This is a genomic window from Sporosarcina sp. FSL K6-3457 (genome assembly GCF_038007285.1).
Taxonomy (GTDB): domain Bacteria; phylum Bacillota; class Bacilli; order Bacillales_A; family Planococcaceae; genus Sporosarcina.
In genome coordinates this window covers 3,998,691-4,016,424 of the sequence record NZ_JBBOWX010000001.1, presented here as the reverse complement: position 1 = coordinate 4,016,424, position 17,734 = coordinate 3,998,691, and the positions used below count along the sequence as shown (strand labels likewise).

At 39.8% G+C, this 17,734-nt stretch carries 16 protein-coding genes; 7 read left to right on the top strand and 9 right to left on the bottom strand.

The features are described from left to right. The first annotated feature begins 105 nt into the window (after window positions 1-105). From N1I80_RS19400 to N1I80_RS19385, 4 genes are all read left to right on the top strand, one after another. Window positions 106-1,110, top strand: coding sequence for a FecCD family ABC transporter permease (locus N1I80_RS19400; RefSeq protein ID WP_445683715.1), 1,005 nt, complete (start codon window positions 106-108; stop codon window positions 1,108-1,110). A 1-nt stretch (window position 1,111) separates the two neighbouring features. Beyond that, complete coding sequence (locus N1I80_RS19395) at window positions 1,112-2,131, top strand: FecCD family ABC transporter permease (RefSeq protein ID WP_340739477.1); 1,020 nt, start codon at window positions 1,112-1,114, stop codon at window positions 2,129-2,131. A 33-nt stretch (window positions 2,132-2,164) separates the two neighbouring features. After that, the gene (locus N1I80_RS19390; protein ID WP_340739476.1) at window positions 2,165-3,127 is read left to right on the top strand and encodes an ABC transporter substrate-binding protein; all 963 of its coding nucleotides are present in this window, start codon (window positions 2,165-2,167) and stop codon (window positions 3,125-3,127) included. A 466-nt stretch (window positions 3,128-3,593) separates the two neighbouring features. After that, window positions 3,594-3,917 (top strand): hypothetical protein, encoded by a 324-nt coding sequence (locus tag N1I80_RS19385; protein WP_340739475.1) that lies wholly within the window; start codon window positions 3,594-3,596, stop codon window positions 3,915-3,917. Window positions 3,918-4,056: 139 nt separating this feature from the next. Here the strand turns inward: N1I80_RS19385 and N1I80_RS19380 are convergent, their stop codons facing one another. The 5 genes from N1I80_RS19380 to N1I80_RS19360 form a co-directional block, all read right to left on the bottom strand. Then, the gene (locus tag N1I80_RS19380) at window positions 4,057-4,689 is read right to left on the bottom strand and encodes a response regulator transcription factor (RefSeq protein WP_340739474.1); all 633 of its coding nucleotides are present in this window, start codon (window positions 4,687-4,689) and stop codon (window positions 4,057-4,059) included. After that, the gene (locus tag N1I80_RS19375; protein ID WP_340739473.1) at window positions 4,664-5,710 is read right to left on the bottom strand and encodes a sensor histidine kinase; all 1,047 of its coding nucleotides are present in this window, start codon (window positions 5,708-5,710) and stop codon (window positions 4,664-4,666) included. Before N1I80_RS19375 ends, N1I80_RS19380 begins: the two co-directional genes overlap by 26 nt. Then, window positions 5,707-6,408, bottom strand: coding sequence for a cell wall-active antibiotics response protein LiaF (gene liaF / locus N1I80_RS19370; protein ID WP_340739472.1), 702 nt, complete (start codon window positions 6,406-6,408; stop codon window positions 5,707-5,709). The genes N1I80_RS19375 and liaF overlap by 4 nt, the downstream gene beginning before the upstream one ends. Window positions 6,409-6,508: 100 nt before the next feature. After that, complete coding sequence (locus N1I80_RS19365) at window positions 6,509-7,174, bottom strand: PspA/IM30 family protein (RefSeq protein ID WP_340739471.1); 666 nt, start codon at window positions 7,172-7,174, stop codon at window positions 6,509-6,511. 16 nt (window positions 7,175-7,190) lie between these two features. Beyond that, a complete protein-coding gene (locus N1I80_RS19360) occupies window positions 7,191-7,541 on the bottom strand; it encodes a lmo0954 family membrane protein (protein ID WP_340739470.1) in 351 nt (116 codons plus the stop codon). 375 nt (window positions 7,542-7,916) lie between these two features. On the opposite strand from N1I80_RS19360, the gene N1I80_RS19355 reads away from it, so the two are divergent. Next, window positions 7,917-9,539, top strand: a complete 1,623-nt coding sequence (locus N1I80_RS19355; RefSeq protein ID WP_340739469.1) for a long-chain fatty acid--CoA ligase — start codon at window positions 7,917-7,919, stop codon at window positions 9,537-9,539. 1,185 nt (window positions 9,540-10,724) lie between these two features. On the opposite strand, the gene N1I80_RS19350 is transcribed toward N1I80_RS19355, so the two are convergent. Genes N1I80_RS19350 through N1I80_RS19340 form a run of 3 tightly spaced genes read right to left on the bottom strand, consistent with a single transcriptional unit; the run spans window position 10,725 to window position 12,862 of the window. After that, window positions 10,725-11,072, bottom strand: coding sequence for a hypothetical protein (locus tag N1I80_RS19350; RefSeq protein WP_340739468.1), 348 nt, complete (start codon window positions 11,070-11,072; stop codon window positions 10,725-10,727). 10 nt (window positions 11,073-11,082) lie between these two features. Continuing rightward, the gene (locus tag N1I80_RS19345; RefSeq protein ID WP_340739467.1) at window positions 11,083-11,964 is read right to left on the bottom strand and encodes an SAR2788 family putative toxin; all 882 of its coding nucleotides are present in this window, start codon (window positions 11,962-11,964) and stop codon (window positions 11,083-11,085) included. A gap of 10 nt (window positions 11,965-11,974) precedes the next feature. Continuing rightward, on the bottom strand, window positions 11,975-12,862 hold the full coding sequence (locus N1I80_RS19340) for a S8 family serine peptidase (protein WP_340739466.1): 888 nt from the start codon (window positions 12,860-12,862) through the stop codon (window positions 11,975-11,977). A 1,141-nt stretch (window positions 12,863-14,003) separates the two neighbouring features. On the opposite strand from N1I80_RS19340, the gene N1I80_RS19335 reads away from it, so the two are divergent. Continuing rightward, window positions 14,004-14,831, top strand: coding sequence for an undecaprenyl-diphosphate phosphatase (locus tag N1I80_RS19335; protein WP_340739465.1), 828 nt, complete (start codon window positions 14,004-14,006; stop codon window positions 14,829-14,831). Between the two features lie 109 nt (window positions 14,832-14,940). On the opposite strand, the gene N1I80_RS19330 is transcribed toward N1I80_RS19335, so the two are convergent. Beyond that, entirely contained in the window at window positions 14,941-15,687 is a 747-nt protein-coding gene (locus N1I80_RS19330; protein WP_340739464.1) for an IclR family transcriptional regulator, read from the bottom strand. A gap of 334 nt (window positions 15,688-16,021) precedes the next feature. On the opposite strand from N1I80_RS19330, the gene N1I80_RS19325 reads away from it, so the two are divergent. After that, window positions 16,022-17,653 (top strand): M20/M25/M40 family metallo-hydrolase, encoded by a 1,632-nt coding sequence (locus N1I80_RS19325; protein WP_340739463.1) that lies wholly within the window; start codon window positions 16,022-16,024, stop codon window positions 17,651-17,653. Window positions 17,654-17,734 lie beyond the last annotated feature (81 nt).

Genomic DNA, 17,734 nt, shown 5'->3' with positions numbered 1-17,734 from the left:
GAATATTTACTACTTGTATTGTTAATAAAGGTCGGTTACAATCGATACTGATAATCATTATCATTTGGTAGGTTGCTAGGAGAGAGGATTTTGAAATTCAACGGTATGAAATGGAGTGGAAAAGTTAAGACAACGCTATGGTTTATTGCTGCTATTGCAGGGTTTTTCTTCACGCTGTTTATGGCAATTTCTTACGGTGCCAAGGAGCTGACGCTCGGTACGGTCTGGTCAGCAGTATTCAATTATGATTCGACTTTAACCTACCATCAAATTGTATATGAACTAAGACTTCCTCGTGTGCTAGGAGCTGCTGTTACCGGGATGGCTTTTGCTGTGGCAGGTGCCATTTTGCAAGCTGTAACTCGCAACCCGCTTGCAGATAGCGGAATTCTTGGTGTGAATGCGGGCTCTGCATTTGTAGTTGTGCTTAGCTTTTCATTTTTGCCAGGATTGTCTTATTCGGGATTAATGGTGATGTCATTCATAGGAGCCGCACTGACCACTTTTTTTATAGTAATACTGGGGTCATCGACGCAAGGCGGCTTAACATCATTAAGGTTAACCATTGCAGGTGCTGTTGTGGCCGCCATTCTACACTCGCTAAGTACTGGAATTGCTATCTACTTTGATCTGAGCCAGGATTTGGCTTTTTGGTATGCTGGGGGTGTGGCAGGAGTGAATTGGGATCATCTAAAACTACTCACGCCAATTGTTTTAATAACGATTGGGTGGTCCATCACGATGGGGCGTTCGTTTACTTTTTTGTCCCTCGGTGATGAATCTGCTACTAGTCTAGGTATTCATGTCCAGCGGGTACGACTGCTCGGACTAACTGCGGCAGTAATTTTAGCTGGTTCATCGGTAGCGGTAGCGGGTTCTATTGGCTTTATTGGTCTTGTTGTTCCACATATCGCACGTCGGTTGGTAGGAGTGGGTTATCGGGTTGTGATTCCATTTTCAGCCCTTTTAGGAGCTATTTTGCTCATGTGGGCTGATTTTGCGTCGAGGATGGTCAATCCACCGAGAGAATTTGCTATAGGTGCGATGGTTGCTCTGGTTGGGGTGCCTTTCTTTCTTTACTTAGCTCGTAAGGAAAGGAGAGATCTATAGTATGGATCTATCGGTTAAAAAAAGAGCAAAAAGAGCGATGTATATTAGTATTATATTGCTACTTCTTGCGGCTGCTGTGATTGTCGTAAGCTTAAATACAGGGACGATTCGTTTATCGCCATTAACGGTGTGGCGAACTTTCTTCGGATATGGCACGGTGGAAGAGACTATGATTATGTTCGAGTACCGGTTGCCGCGCATTCTTGTAACGATGTTAGCGGGTGTTGGACTCGGAATCTCAGGTGCTGTTTTTCAAGCGGTATCTCGTAACTCTCTTGCGGATCCTGGAATCTTGGGAATTAATACGGGAGCGGGGTTTGGATTAATAATATTTGTTTCTTTTTTTCGTACGATGGAGGGACCTATTGCGTTATTAATACCCTTGTTTACCTTTATAGGTGGCGTTTTTACTGCTCTTATTATTTTCCTAGTTGCATACGATCGTCGCAGAGGAATCCTACCGATTCGATTGATATTGGTAGGGATTGCTGTAGCGGCAGGGGTTAGCGCACTTACGCTCTTATTGTCACTAAGATTGGATCAGGATACATACTCCTTCGCTGCACGCTGGTTAGCTGGAAGTGTATGGGGGAGAGATTGGATTCATGTTTGGGCACTATTTCCGTGGGTTGCTCTGCTAGTTCCCTTAGCCTATATTTATTCTAAAACATTGGACATATTCGCATTGGGTGATGAAACCGCGTTAAGTATTGGTAGTCATGTTACTAGGAACCGGATCATCATGCTTGCGTTGGCGGTTGCGTTGTCTTGTACCAGTGTGTCTATGGTTGGAGGGATTGGATTTATTGGCCTTGTGGCTCCTCACATTGCTAAACGTCTTGCGGGACCGGAGCATCGTTATCTCCTACCGGTAGCTGGATTAGTTGGTTTGGTCATTTTGGTAACTGCTGATACTGTAGGTCGTTCGATTTTTCAGCCAAATGCCATTCCAGCAGGTGTAGTTGTGGCAGCTATTGGCGGCCCTTATTTTCTCTATTTACTTTTCAAAACTAAAAATTAACCAAAATTTATTTTATGGGGGAACACAATCACAATGAAAAAAATCATGTTAACGATGGTATCACTTTTGCTACTTGTTGTACTGGCTGCTTGCGGACAGGCTAATGAACCGACAACTACTGCTTCATCGACTGCGAATAATGAAAATGAAGCAAAGGATAGCACTACTTCTACATCTGACATTTTGATTCATGATCCGAATGCTAAAATTGCTTCGATGTCGATTCATATTACGAATAATTTGCTAGCACTTGGAATTACTCCGGCAGGTTCTGTCGTAGGTGGCGATGTGAAGGATTTCTTGCCACATGTAGCAGATCAACTACAGGGGGTAGCTAAATTAGGTGTTGTTACTGATCCGGATATGGAGTCTTTACTTGCGCTTAAGCCAGATATCATTTATATCGATGAGGTTTATTCTGCAACGGACCTTGCCAAATTCGAAAAAATTGCACCTACCATTAGTATCGATCTAGATACGGGGACTTGGCGGGATCATTTGAAACGTATTGCAGAGCATGTCGGTCTTGAGAAGGACGCAGAGGTGTTTATCGAAGACTACGAAGCAAAAACGGAGCGGGTAAGCAGTTTGATACATAATGAACTGGGGGCAGACGCAAAAGTCATGGCTATTCGTATGACTGCCAAGGAATTACGTGTTATGGGTACTAGACGACCATTAGGACCTATCATGTTCGAGGATCTTAAGCTGAACATGGCCAATGGGGTAGAAAAGATCGCGGCAGATCAACCTTTTGAAGTGATATCGAAGGAAGTACTTCCCGATTTTGAAGCGGATGCAATCTTCGTTATTATTAGCAGAGGAAACGAAGCTATGAGTAATTTTGAGGAATTGGAGAAAAATCCAGTTTGGAAAAATTTAAAAGCAGTCAAAAATAATCAAGTATATATGGTAGATGGTCAAAAATGGCTTGATTATTCTTCTATTGGTCACAGTATGGCGCTTGACGATGCGGAGAAGCTTTTTACCAAATAGAATAGTCCTGTAAGAATGGTTTGAAAAATGGACGGTAATTTTTCAATAAGTAGGATGATTGAAGCTGTACGCAATGTCTTTGATAATAGGCATTGCGTACAGTTTTTCTTAAAAGATAAGAAGGTTTATCACTTTGTGCTGATGTCTAGAATTCGGGCCCCAGCCAGTCCAATCAATGCATTTATCCCCCAAGCGAGCAGAACACCGATATTTGCAAATATATGAATGGTCCATGAAGATAAAATAATTTGACCTCGCTCACTCCAAAGGAGATATTGATAAGTAGTAGTGCAAAGCTGAAAAATTGTTCAAAAATCACCCCTAAGTTTAGAATAGGATGGTATAGGATAAAAAATAATTTCAAGAGTTTTTGATAAACAGGTTTAAGTTTATTGATATAAAGGAATAGTGTAAGAGGGAAAATGACTTTACTTATCGAATAAGTAAAGTGAAGGAGGAGTGTATTATGACAAAATCAGATGGAAAGTATCCAAACAAGGAAGATTTTGAACCGAAAGTAGCTGGGGTAGGTAAGTCAGATGAGCTACCACTAGCAGATCCGTCCGATTCAAATGTAACCGAGGTATTCAGGAAAAATGCACAGAAGAAAACAGGCGAAAACGAGCCATCTGCTTTTGCCACAAACAAGGTAGACAGTGGTTATAACAAGCCTAAGTCAGGAGAACGTTCCCCGCTTGAGGACAAGGAAGAGTATGATCGCGAATTTAATCAAGAGTCGCATGATAAATGGAATGGAGAGAAAACGAATAATGTCCCTGCCAAACCATGAAAGATAAGCAACCATCCCATTGCGGAGCGGTTGCTTTTGTTTATATATAGAGAGACTATTAGCGAGTTTGAGAATTTACCGGCAAGCTTAAAAAATACCAGCGAGTTCACAGCAAACCCGCTGGTATTCCCCCCATCATTTATTCCACCAACTCATGCTTAAACGCATAAATGACAGCTTGCGTCCTATCTTGCACTTCGAGTTTAGACAACAAGTTACTGACATGTGTTTTCACTGTTTTCAGCGCGATAAATAGATCATCTGCAATGTCCTGATTAGTCTTGCCTTGTGCAAGCAACAACAAAATTTCAAGCTCACGCTCAGTTAATTCATCGTGTAGTTGACGTTCATTGCCAGCGCGCATTTTTTGCATCATTTTGGTCGTTACTTCAGGCTCCAAAACGGTTTGGCCTTTTAATGTGTCGCGGATGGCCTCGGCAATACGCTTGGCGTTGGAGGTTTTCAATATGTAGCTAATCGCGCCAGCTTCAAGCGCAGGATAGACTTTATCGTCATCCAAAAAGCTAGTAACAATGACGATTTTTGCTTCGGGCCATTCTTTAATAATGGCGGCCGTTGCTTCGGCGCCGTTCATTTCTGGCATGACCATATCCATCAAAATGATATCGGGTCGTAATTCTAGTGCTTTTCCTACCGCTTCACGTCCGTTTACTGCCTCGCCGACAACTTCCATGTCCGGTTGAATTTGCAAGTAGGCAGACACACCAATACGCACCATTTCATGGTCATCCACTAATAAGATCTTGATCATTTACTTCCTCACCTTTCCGTGCAGGCAATTTTACTTCGACAATCGTTCCTTGTGATGGGATGGAAACGATTTTGCATGTTCCACCAATTTCAATGGCACGCTCTTTGACGTTTTGTAAGCCGTACGAACCGCCTTTTCCATCACTATCTTTAAATCCAACCCCGTTATCCTGCACGCGGAAAATAGCCAGACCATCACGTTCGACGAATAACACATCGACTTCAGTTGCCTGTGCGTGGCGTAATGTGTTGGATAATGTTTCCTGCGCGATTCGGAATAAATGATCCTCTGCACCTTTTGACAACGTCACTTCCTCCAAGCGAAATCGAATATCAAACAGGACCTTTTCCCGTAATTCCACTAATAATTCTTCCAGCCCTTCAGCAAGTGATTTATTATTCAATGCTGCAGGTCGCAAATGAAGGAGCAATGCCCGCATTTCAAGTTGAGCTTGCTGAACCATGCGCTCTACTTGTAGTAATGGTCTTTGCGTTTCTGTATTGTCATTACTTTCCGTAATCGCGGATAGCAGCATGGAGGCGGCAAATAGTTGCTGTGACACGGAATCATGCAGTTCACGCGCAAGCCGCTGCCGTTCTTGCACAATGCGCTCTTGGATTAGCTGGTCTTGCGCTTCTGCACGCTCGTCGGTGATACGCTGTAAGCTTTTACGCTGCGTATGAATGACCGTTGATACCGTATCTATTGCCCGGTCCATGCGTGGCGTAAATTTTTCTTTCGGATAATCATCTTTTTCTGTGTCAATCAAACCGGATAATCTTTGCTCGATGGCTTTTTCTTTTGTGCGCCCTAAAAAATTCGTCCAAATGGCAATTCCCCAGCCGAGCAAAAGTGTAGTATTCAAAATCCACCAACCGAGTGGTACGTCGGCAAACTGCAATTCGTAAAAGGCGAACCAACTTTCATCTAACGGTAAATCGAGAAGAAAGTAGATATAAATTGCTGCAATACTAGTAAAAAGGAATGAAAGAAATAGACCGCGTCCTATAACTGCTTTCATTTTCGCGTCACCTCGACATCTCCAGCCCATGTGGAGAGCGTGATGATGAGCTCCGCACTGTCCTTCTGCACTCCTTCATAACTATCCTTCATGTGAAGAGACTCATTAATAAGCCGTTTTCGATGGGTATCGAACAACCGGGCATCACCGAATAATGTTGTGTAATGGATGCGTACCGGGATTTCATAGGGAAGGTCAATTTTAATTTTGCCGATACCTTGCCTAACGGAAATTAAAGAAGTTCCTTTTGGTAGCACAGTATCTGTTACATCAATGTGCAAATCCCCAAACACGCCCTGGATATGGATATCTTCCCATTCATATGATGAAAAAGGAGAGGACTGGACAGAAAATAATTTATTTTTCCAGATGGCATTCGGTGTTTCTTTCTGGAATTCCTTAAGAGGCCGCATAATTTCTTCTGACGGAACGCCTTTCCATAAGCGAACAAGTATATAGATAATCGATACGAAAATGGCCAGACGTAGACTCCATAAAGTGAAAAGAGCCATAGCAATGAAGAAAAAGCCGAGCAGAAACATCCACTTCGAGCGTTTACGTGAACCATAATAAAGGAGTCCGGCACCAAAAAGGACGAACACAATGTTGCCATTATGGAAAAGTACTGCTTCGCAAAAAATGAGCAGTAGGAAGGCGAGTACCCAAAATGTAATTCTATTTGTATCGATACGTTTCATAGTGAGATTCCCCCTTTTTGGTGTCAGATTTACTTATAGAGAATATGTAGATTTGATTATCAGTAAGAAAAAAGGAAGGCAACGACTGCCTTCCCCTATTTTACACAATTTCCACTTCTTTTGCGGGACTTTTTTCAAGTATCGGAGCACTTTCTACTTTGACGAGTGACTCCAGACGGCGTTCCATGGAAGACGTTTCGTATTCGCGCTCAATTTTTCCACCAAGGTTCTCGATATATTGCTTCATTTCACCGACGGATGCTACACGGCTGTCGGCATTTTCAGGGGAGATGACTTGGTCCATACGATGATGTGCACGCGTGACATTCTCTTTGCCCATCAATTGTAGCTGACGTACTTTCATATCTTTCACTTTATGTTTCATTTCCTCGAATTTACGCTCCAACGAAATTAATTCATAAGCCGTTTCTGTAACGCTTTCCGCCAATTCCGCAGCACGTGTGTCATATGCGGCAACCTCTTCTTCGGCAAATGCAACAAGATCTTCTTCTCCAGCAGCTTGCGCCAATTCGAGCTGATTGCGACGTTTGTCAGACATTTTTTCGGCTTCCGTTAGTTCTTTTTCAAGTGCTGTTTTCAATTTACTCTGACGTTCAAGTAATTTTCCAATAGATTCTGTTTGTTTTTCTGCCTCGCGAATGTATTGATTTAACATCGCAATCGGGTTTTTGCTTTCTTTTTTGTCGAATACTGTGTGAAGATCCGCCTGTACGGAGTATTTAAATCTGTTCCAAAGTGAGTTCATAGTGAATTCCTCCTCATTATTTTGTGATTTCGTTCCATTGACGTTCAAAGTTTACGAATGGATCATCTGAAGCGTTTGTAATGATGTTGTTACTTTCCGTGCCTTTCCATCTACGCCACACATACAAAACACCGATAAGCGCGATGATGCCGATGAAGGCAGGTACATTCGAAACCGCTGAGAATAAGCCGATAAGTAGAACAGCTCCCCAGAACAATTTTTTGAATGTAGATTCGCTTTTTCTATAGTAGTGGAACCCCGCATAGGCAATTAATGCGGAAAAGGCAAGGGCAAGAAGTGATCCAAGATTTGCTAGGACGACAATTGCTGCTGTAATACCGAGTACTGCAAGACCAAATTTTTTCATTTGTAGTTCCTCCTTTCGTTTGTAGCTTTATCTTATAACGTTTTTCAGTTTGTCCAAACGGGCGCGGAACGGATATTCAACTAAGACTTGGGGCCTACAGGATGTAGGTCATGCGCCGGGGAAGGATTGAACTGCCTCCTTCCTTGTTGCTGCAGGACGCGGCGAATTTAGGGTGCGTTCCATTATCGTCTAGTACAGAAACAATTTAACATGATTGTGGAAATTGTAATCGCTTTCATGTATTCTGTTAATATAGAAATATCTTTTTATTCAGTAAATTTTAAAGGCATAACTAGAGTCGGGCACACGTATAGTTCATGGTTAGGCGAGTTGCAATGCTGATATTATCATTCGATGAAAAGGGAGATGGCTATTATGATGCAAACACCGCTTTTATTATCGTCCTTTGTTAAACGAGCAGAACAATTTTTCCCGGACAAGCTGATTATTTCACGAACAGCGGAAAATACGATTCACCGTATTCCTTATCGTGATTTTGCCAAACGATCGCGTAAGCTTGCAGATGCATTGACGAAGCTTGGGATGCAGCACGGAACGAAAGTTGGTTCATTCGCCTGGAATCATCATCGTCACTTGGAAGCTTATTTCGGTGTGCCATGTACAGGGGCAATCCTGCATATGATTAATATTCGCTTGTCGCCAGAGCATATTGCGTACGTGATTAATCATGCGGAAGATGAAATTCTACTTGTAGATGATAATTTATTTCCGCATCTTGAAAAATTAGCTCCTTATCTCAAAACAGTGAAACACTATGTCATTATGGGAGATAGCAAAGAAATTCCAGAAACATCATTAGAAAATGTCCATTCTTATGAAGCATTGCTCGAAGCAGCGTCAGATGACTATGTATTTCCTGAGGATCTCGATGAAAATACGCCTGCTGGCATGTGCTATACGTCTGCGACGACGGGTAATCCGAAAGGCGTTGTCTATACGCATCGCGGTTTAGTGTTGCATAGCTACGCACTAGGTCTAGCGGATGCAATGGGGCTACGGGAACAGGATGTCATCTTACCTGTCGTACCAATGTTCCACGTCAATGCATGGGGTATGCCATTTGCAGCTGTTTTCTTTGGGACAACACAAGTTCTTCCTGGACCTGGTATGAATCCGAAATTACTATTGGATTTGGTTGAACAGGAAAAAGTAACAATTACTGCCGGAGTACCGACAATTTGGCTGGCTGTACTGAAGGAACAAGAGCAAAATCCAAGGGACTTGTCGTCACTCCGGGCTATCGTATGTGGTGGTTCAGCATCACCAAAAGGTTTGATTCGCGCATTCGAAGAAAAACTGGGTATCCCATTCATCGTTGGCTATGGCATGACAGAAACATCACCGCTAGTCAGCCTATCTGTCTATACATCAGGAATGGATGATTTAACAATGGATGAAAAAATCGATATTCGTGCACTGCAAGGGTTGCCAATGCCGGGTCTTGAAGTCCGTATCATTAATGAAAATGGTGATGCACCTTGGGACGGTAAAACGATGGGAGAGTTGGCCATTCGAGGACCATGGATTGCTAGTGAGTATTATAAGGATGAGCGGACGGAAGAGGCATTTAAAGATGGTTGGCTCTATACGGGTGATATCGCGGTGATGATGGAAAATGGTTATCTTAAATTGACAGATCGGACAAAGGACTTGATCAAGAGTGGTGGTGAATGGATTTCATCCGTGGACTTGGAAAATGCATTGATGACACATGATGCTGTTTTCGAGGCGGCAGTTATTGCAGTGCCGCATGAAAAATGGTTGGAACGCCCACTTGCCTGTGTAGTTTTACATGAAGGACAAACTGCAGATGAGGAGACAAAACAGCTGCTACTCAGCTATTTAGAAGGGCAATTTGCGAAATGGTGGGTTCCAGATGATGTCATCTTTTTAAATGAAATACCGAAAACATCAGTCGGTAAATTCCTGAAAGCTACGCTGCGTACTAAGTTGAACGAGCATTATCAGAAAGTATAAATGATAACAGGACTCTGAATCCATAAATAAAATTCACCCTATAAGATAGACACTTAAAAGTCTCACTTATGGGGTGCTTTTTTTATAATAAAAATGACAACTATATATGTTGATATAAAGAATCCTACTAAACAACGCTTGGCGCTCCGGCTACCCCAGTAAGGCGCCTTTGCTAGAGATTATATAGAATCATTAGTTCAACATATATAGGTGAAGTGCGGAGCGAAGCTTATGTCAAAGAAATTATTTACTGATCAATAACAAAGAGTCCTAAAGAAACATCCCTATGTATAAAGGTTTTTAGTAAAAAAAGGGATTACATATACAGATGAATTCAAAGCAACAGCCATTAAAGAATACGGAAAGGAGAGAAATACCTACTAAATTTTTGAAGATACAGGGTTCGATATTGACATGGTGGGGATTCAATAACCTAAGTCAGCTTTAAAACGATGGCGTACAGCTTACAAAGAAAGAGCATGAAAAGGCCACATAAATATCATTAAGGACGTTCAATGGAGCGTGAGTCGAGCTCAGATGAAAAGTATGCCAGATTGGAAGCATAAAATACCCTTCTGTGCGTAGTGAATGCACTACTAAAAAAGATCGAGCTAGCGGAAAGGATGTGAGGAAGGAAAGGTAAAAATAACAGTGGAACAAAAATTTTAATTGATACACACCATCATCGAAAAGTGCTGTTTAAAGCGAATGGTGTGCTAGTTTCGGAAATTAGTGAGGGTATCTCATTCAGGATACTATCGTTACCTCACAGATGAAGCGGTTAAAGAAATCATCTTGAAGGTATTTCAATTCTACCGTCATTCAAAAGGCGCATGGTAAATAAAAATGACGTTAGAAAATCAGTATCAATTTACATATAACTAGCCACAAAAATCGTTTTTTTGTCATTAAGATGAAATTACAGTGAGGCAGCAAAACATTGGAGATTAAGAGTTATATGACCTACTACAATTATTATTGAGCTCAATGGAACTTAAAAAAAGATGACGCCTGCACAATACAGACATCATCATCTTCAAATTGCTTAAGAACTTTTTAAAAATATCCTTTACAAAGAGCGTACTCCTTAAACTGAAAGGACTTATATCGTGCTAATTTGTAATGAGAATTTAAAAATAGAGAGTAAAAGTTTAAGAAGTAGATACTTGCAAAAAAATCAACAAATTAATATAGACGTAAATCTCTTTTGAATTCATTATATTCTCTTACAGAATTATTTCCCGACATATTAGATATATGATTTTCGAGTTCTTGTCTTTTGGATATAAAAGATGGATGAAGTTCCGTCGTATTAGCTTTTCCATATAAACAATTCATATAAAAAATTAATTGAGAGGTAATAAAATCATCTTCTGATAATAAAATAGCCTCAATCATATAAGGAATAAATTCAAATGCTTCACTGCTATTTTTTGCATTAATAATTACATCAAATGAATTGGCAATATAGAATTCATCTTGGTTTATTTTTTCAATCCAATTTTCAAGAATATCTGCGATAGATTTATGCATATAATCATCCTTATTCTTTAAATTTAAAGTCATCAAATTTCTTTGTTTTTTTATTGAATACAAAGTGTATTACTACATTCTGTCCCTCTTTAGTTTTTAATTTTCGTTCCATTTTTACCCAACCGTCACTGTGATGCCATCTAGAATCATTCAATTTCATAGCTGTGAATTCTGTAGCACCATCTAATGGATCATCTAATACATGATCCATAAATAATTCTTCAACTAAATCTTTAGCTATTTGTCTTCCAGTACTACCTTTACCTAACGATTTTTTGGCCATTTTTTTAGCTACATCTTTTACAACGGACTTAATGGCTGTTTTTCCATACTCTTTAATAATCCAACTAAGACCTGAGCGTACTAAAAACCCAACCAATATAGCTACAACAGGCACAATAGATGCCTGTAATTCTGCAGAATCCACTTCGAGTATTTCACCTGTGTCCATATTAACAAGGAAAGCTTTAAATTCATCTTCTGAAAGGCTAGTTAAGAAAACTTTATAAGTTTGATTAATTAACTCGCCATTCTCATCCTCAGTTGAAAAGTCCATAATGAACTCGTTACTTTCCATATCAAATAATAAAGTACTTTCAGCATTTAATTCTGGCGCATCAATTGTAGTTTCAATGATAATATTTTTTTCTGTCACTATTGTAGTTGTTTCAACAACATCAGATAATTCTTCACTAATTGTTTCTTTAACTACAATATTTGCGGAATCAGAGTTTATATGTGTAACTTCTTGTGTAGAATTAATTAACTCTAAAATATCTTGATTGGTTTTATCTCCTTGTATGTAAGGAGTTTGAGCAAATACATCTCTTGGTAATGTGTAAGTTACTATGATAGTAAAAATAATACTATACAATAAAGTTTTTTTAAACATAATATCTCCTTTACGGAATATATAACATTCCGTGCCCATTATATTTTTTATTACCTACATTTTTTATAGCTATGACTTCTGAAGAAAAAATATCTGAATTACTAGATTTGGAGAGATGATACGCAATAATTGAGGTAGCATATGCAGTTGCAAATGATGTTCCACTGACTATGTGCTCATTATTTATTTCCCCTAGTATTGGTATATCCACTCCAGGTGCGACAAAATCGATTTTTCCAGTGGCAGCTAATGAATAATGTTGTAATTGAACATCGATTGCCGAAATAGATAATACACCTTCATATTTAGCTGGATAATCAGTATATAATCCAAAAGTATTTCCAGCTGCTGCAACAATTACAATGCCTTGATTCAATGCCTCTTTAATAGCAGCTTTTAATAAATCGGAATCATTTTGAAACCCAAAGCTCATATTAATTATGTCTACATCTTGTTCGATACTCCACTGTATACCTTTTATAACGCTCTCAATCTTTCCTCGACCTTTTTCATCTAGTACCTGAACATCAAATAATTGAACGTTAGAAAGTATCCCCGTGACATTCTCTTTATTTGGTTTGGCTGCAATAATTCCTGCAATGGCTGTCCCATGCCCAAAGAAATCCTGTGTTTCTAATGAATCATTTATAGCATTGTAACTACTTTTCACTAATCCTTTTAAAGCCGAATGGTTATCGTTTATACCACTGTCTAAAATAGCAATTTTTATAATTCTTTCGTCAGAAGAATTTTTTATTGCCTTTGAGTTTAATATAGAACAGATTGCCCAATTGGCCTTGCAATATTTGTCATTTAATACCAATTCCTTTGTTTTATCGTCACAAGAGAATAATATTAATAATACAAACAGTGTAAATAAAATTGATATATTCTTCATTTTAAAATAATTTCCTCGCAATGTACACATAATGGTCTATAGTTCATAAGAGATTTTATAGATGTAATTTACATGAAACACAATACTTCCAGGAAAATATCCACCTTTCATAATTTCGTTATATCACTTCTTTTTTTATTATGGTCATTTTCATACAAAATTTTATAAAAACTCCTAAATTGAAGTTTGAAAATACACTAAAATCCGTAAAACTCTGTTATAAATGGGTCGGGGTTAATAACTCAACTTTCGCACCTTAAGCATCTTAATAAAGGGCTTCAATTCAAGTGATTCTAAGGTGTACTTGATATTCCTTTCCATTCTTGTCACGTGTAAAAAATGGAAAGGAAGCTCTACATATTTTTTAGCGTTTGCAAATCTCGATGGCCATCAAAACAGTATGAGGATAAAGATAAATCCCTAATACATTACAGCAGCTGCTTACAAATAACCTTAACATAGGCTATAAAATTTCACACCGCAAATTTCCCGCAATAATCCGCAATTTTTTCGAAATAGAAGGAAGAATACAATGCTTTGAAACTCCAAAAAAGAGTTTCAAGGCCGTTCATATAATGGATTGATTAGCTGCACGACGAATATGCGTTACCGCTATATCGTACTCGCATGGCAAAATCGTAGTAACATGAACGGACGTAATGATGGAGTCCTTTTTGCATTAATAACTTTGACTTTAATAATCAACCAAATGATTAGTACTTTAGTGAATGAAATTTGGTAATATTTTATAAATATAATTTACTAGACTGAGGACTATATATGGTCTGGGGCTGCGGTGTGGAATTAATTTGCAAGAGGATTGTGGATATCTTTTTGGAGGAAATGGACTTAGTAACATCTAAAAGTAATTTTGAAGAGAAAATTCGGAAAGTATAAACAATTCCAGAAGTTATGCACGGATGATTGTGGGTAACTAGGTGGATTGAAAAGTTATCCACAAATCTAATGAGTAATGAAAAGTCATAACAATGGAATGGATTGCGTAAAATGACTGGAGACAAAGAAACATTTACTCATTCAATAGCGTCTACTCTTTGTTAGTTGGTTTGCACTTATATTAGGTATTTAGTAAAGTTAGAGGAGTACTAGTTATTCCCGTAGAAAGAGAGTGTAAAAACATATGGAGTTATTTGATTTGATTAAGGCGTTAATTCTTGGGTTTGTTGAAGGAATGACGGAGTTTGCTCCGGTATCCTCAACAGGGCATTTGATTATTGTTGATGATATGTGGCTGAAGACAAAGGATTTTCTTGGAGACCGTTCGGCTTTCACATTTAAGATTGTGATTCAATTAGGTTCGATTTTAGCCGTTGTTATCGTCTTTTGGAAGCGTCTACTCAGTTTGGTAGGGCTGTATAAGATTGACGGACAAAAAATGAATTCGAGCTTCAATTTACTGCATGTTATTATTGGGATGCTACCCGCGGTCATTATTGGCTTTGCACTGAAGGATTTAATTGACGAACAACTTTCAGGTGTAGAAACGGTAATATTTGCATTAGTTGCAGGTTCTATTCTAATGATTGTAGCTGATAAATTCGGTCCAAAAAAACCATGGGTTAACACATTGGACCAAATTACATACAAGCAGGCGTTCACAGTCGGTCTTGTACAGTGTTTGTCACTATGGCCAGGCTTTTCACGTTCTGGTGCAACGATTTCAGGTGGTGTGCTGTTTGGCATGAATCATAAGACGGCTGCCGATTTTACCTTCATTATGGCGGTTCCGATTATGGCAGGCGCAAGCCTTGTGTCGGTGATGAAAAACTGGGAAGAGCTTTCAATGGATGATCTGTCCTTTTACATCGTTGGATTCATCAGTGCATTTATCTTCGCACTCATTTCTATCCGTTTCTTCTTGAAACTTATTACACGCGTCAAGCTCATGCCATTCGCGATTTACAGACTTGTTTTGGCCGCTGTGTTGGCGATTATTATTTTTTTATAAGAAATTAAAACGACACTCGTATTATTTATACGGAGTGTCGTTTTTGCGTTGTATAAACTAGCGCTGAAGCGGTGTCGATGAAGTCTTTCATTCAACCCGGATGACTAGCTTAGTCTTGAGCCACAGTAGACCCTAGTTTCTCCGATATGCGTTTACCCGTCTCTATCGCTTTTTCAATAAGAAACTCCATCCGACTTTCCGTGAGATTAAAACTAACAAACCCTATACTAACTGCACCTACGACTTCTCCTAGCCCATCTCGAACAGCCACAGCGACAGAGGAAGTACCTTCTGTTTTCTCCCCATGGCTTATTGCATATCCTTGTTTTTTTATTTTTTTAAGTGCGACCTCCATTACAGGTAACTGTTCAATCGGTAAGAGTTCTTTTAATATGGCGTTCGATTTTACAGTCGGCATATTGGCAAGCATCGCTTTATTGGCCGCCCCGATATGCATGGGGATGCGTAAACCAAGTTGGTCGTAGATCCGTATGGGATTGTTTTCACTATCAATTCTTTCAATAATAATCGCTTCCAATCCCGATGGCTTACTAAGATAAACACTCTCATCTACGCCTCTCATCAAGCGTTCTAACTCGGGCCTTATTTTATTGACGTAGTCCATCGAATCATACACTTGTAAACCATATTCCAGCCAAATGGTCCCGAGTCGATAACATTTTGTATGTGCATCCTGCTCTACCATACCTTGTTTAATCATTGCTTTTAACAATCTATGCATGGTGCTAAGGGGTAACTCACATTCTTTGGAAAGGTCTGAAATGGATATGCCATTGTCTGTCATGTGCGTTGCCAAGACACTTGTTATGGCCATGGCACGGTCAATTGATTGCATTTACAACACCGCCTGTCTTAAAAATAAGTTTTGTGAAATTAATTATTGTAAAAAGTGAGTTTAACTTGATTCAGCAGAAGTCCCACTTCTATAGGGGAGAAATTTAGTTCCATTTCTCCTTAGTAGGGGATGAATGCCAGAAGAGCATTTTTCAATCAGAGGGAGTTCAAAATTCCAACACAATTATGCCAAGACGCAATTGATCTTATTCTGAATTATTCTAAATACATTGACATTGTAGCACGAAAAGAATATATTTTACATATAGACTTTCCGTATTGCGGAAGTGTTTTCCGGTAGGTGGAAAAGTATGTGCAACTAAAGGAGAATTAGTATGAATGAACTGAAATGGGGAACATCTTCGACGCTTCGATCATTGTTATGTGAACTCGTCAGTTGGGATAGTCGGACATTAACGGAGGGAGAGCGAACGTTTGCACCGAAAGTTGCGGGGAAGTTGAAAGAGTTGACGTACTTCCGTGACAATCCGAGCTATTTAGAATTACATGATGCTGGTTTGGGGAGGCAGCTTGTCACGGCTTTGTACAAGCATCCGCAGGCAACTGAGACAATTGTGCTTATTAGCCATTTTGATACGGTGTGGACGGAAGAGTATGGCGTGTTGGAGCCACTGGCTTTTTCCCCTGAAGAGCTGACGAAAAAACTATTGGAACATATGGAAGATTTACCGGAAGCGGCACGTATCGACCTAGAATCGGGCAAGTATTTGTTTGGTCGCGGCACGATGGATATGAAAATGGGCTTGGCCCTTCATATGCAACTAATTGAAAAAGCAAGCATCGAAAAATGGCCAATCAATCTAATGTTGGTGACAGTTCCTGATGAAGAAGTGAACTCTGCGGGTATGCGCGCTGCGGTGACGGAACTCGTCCGTATTCGTGAGGAGCAAGGGCTAACGTACAAACTATTTTTAAATAGTGAGCCTTCCTTTTCTCAAAAACCGATGGATATTGCAGAGTATGTATACTCAGGGACTATTGGGAAAATTATGCCGGCCGCATTGTTTTATGGTAAGGAAACGCATGTTGGTGAGCCGATGAAAGGCATGACTGCAAACTATATCGCATCCTTTTTGACGCAGCGTATGGAGTGGAATGAATTGTTCCGCGAAACAGATTTAGGAGAGAGCACGCCATTACCGGTCTCGTTGCAGCAAAAAGATTTGAAGTTGCAATATTCAACACAAACGCCGTACCGTGCCGTGGCATTGTATAATGTCTTTCTATTAAAACGCACTGCGGCTGAAGTAATGGATTTGTTTGAACAAGTGGCCAATGAGGCGATGGCTGCTTGCAACGATAGCTATAAAATTATTTGTGATCGAGAGCAAGTGGCAGGTATAGGAGATGTAAGGGTGTTACGCTACGAGCAACTCCTAGAACATGCCATACAAAAACTCGGTCAAGAAGAAGTCGAACGTTGGAAACAAGAAGTACTCCAAAATGATGACTGGGATGACCGTGAAAAATCGCTACGCATCGTCGATAACCTAATGATTCAGTGTCAGGAACTTGCGCCGGCAACCGTGTTGTTATATGCACCGCCATATTATCCTGCCATTAACTCGTCGGATAACCCACTTGTTATACAGTCCATTGAGTTGATGAAGGAGTCAGCGAAAACATTTGATAACACAGTTGAACAAATCCATTATTTCAATGGTATTTGCGACTTGAGTTATGTCAATTACGAAGATGATACAAACGGCTGGGCTGCATTTGAAAGCAATACACCGGTATGGGGCGATACGTACAGTATTCCTTTTGCGGACATGGCTAAGCTGAAGGCGCCAGTGCTGAACGTCGGGCCTTTTGGAAAGGACGCACACCAACGAACAGAACGTTTGCATGTCGATAGCGCATTTGTTGAAATGCCTGTCATGTTAGAAACACTTGTGAAAAGTATGTTTGTCATGAATGGAAGCTCGCGAGCTATCAGAGACTAATGATAATAAAAACTACGCCTGTTGATTAACCAAAAAGTAACTTAATCAAACACTAGGTACTCTGTGTATAGTAGCTTTGGT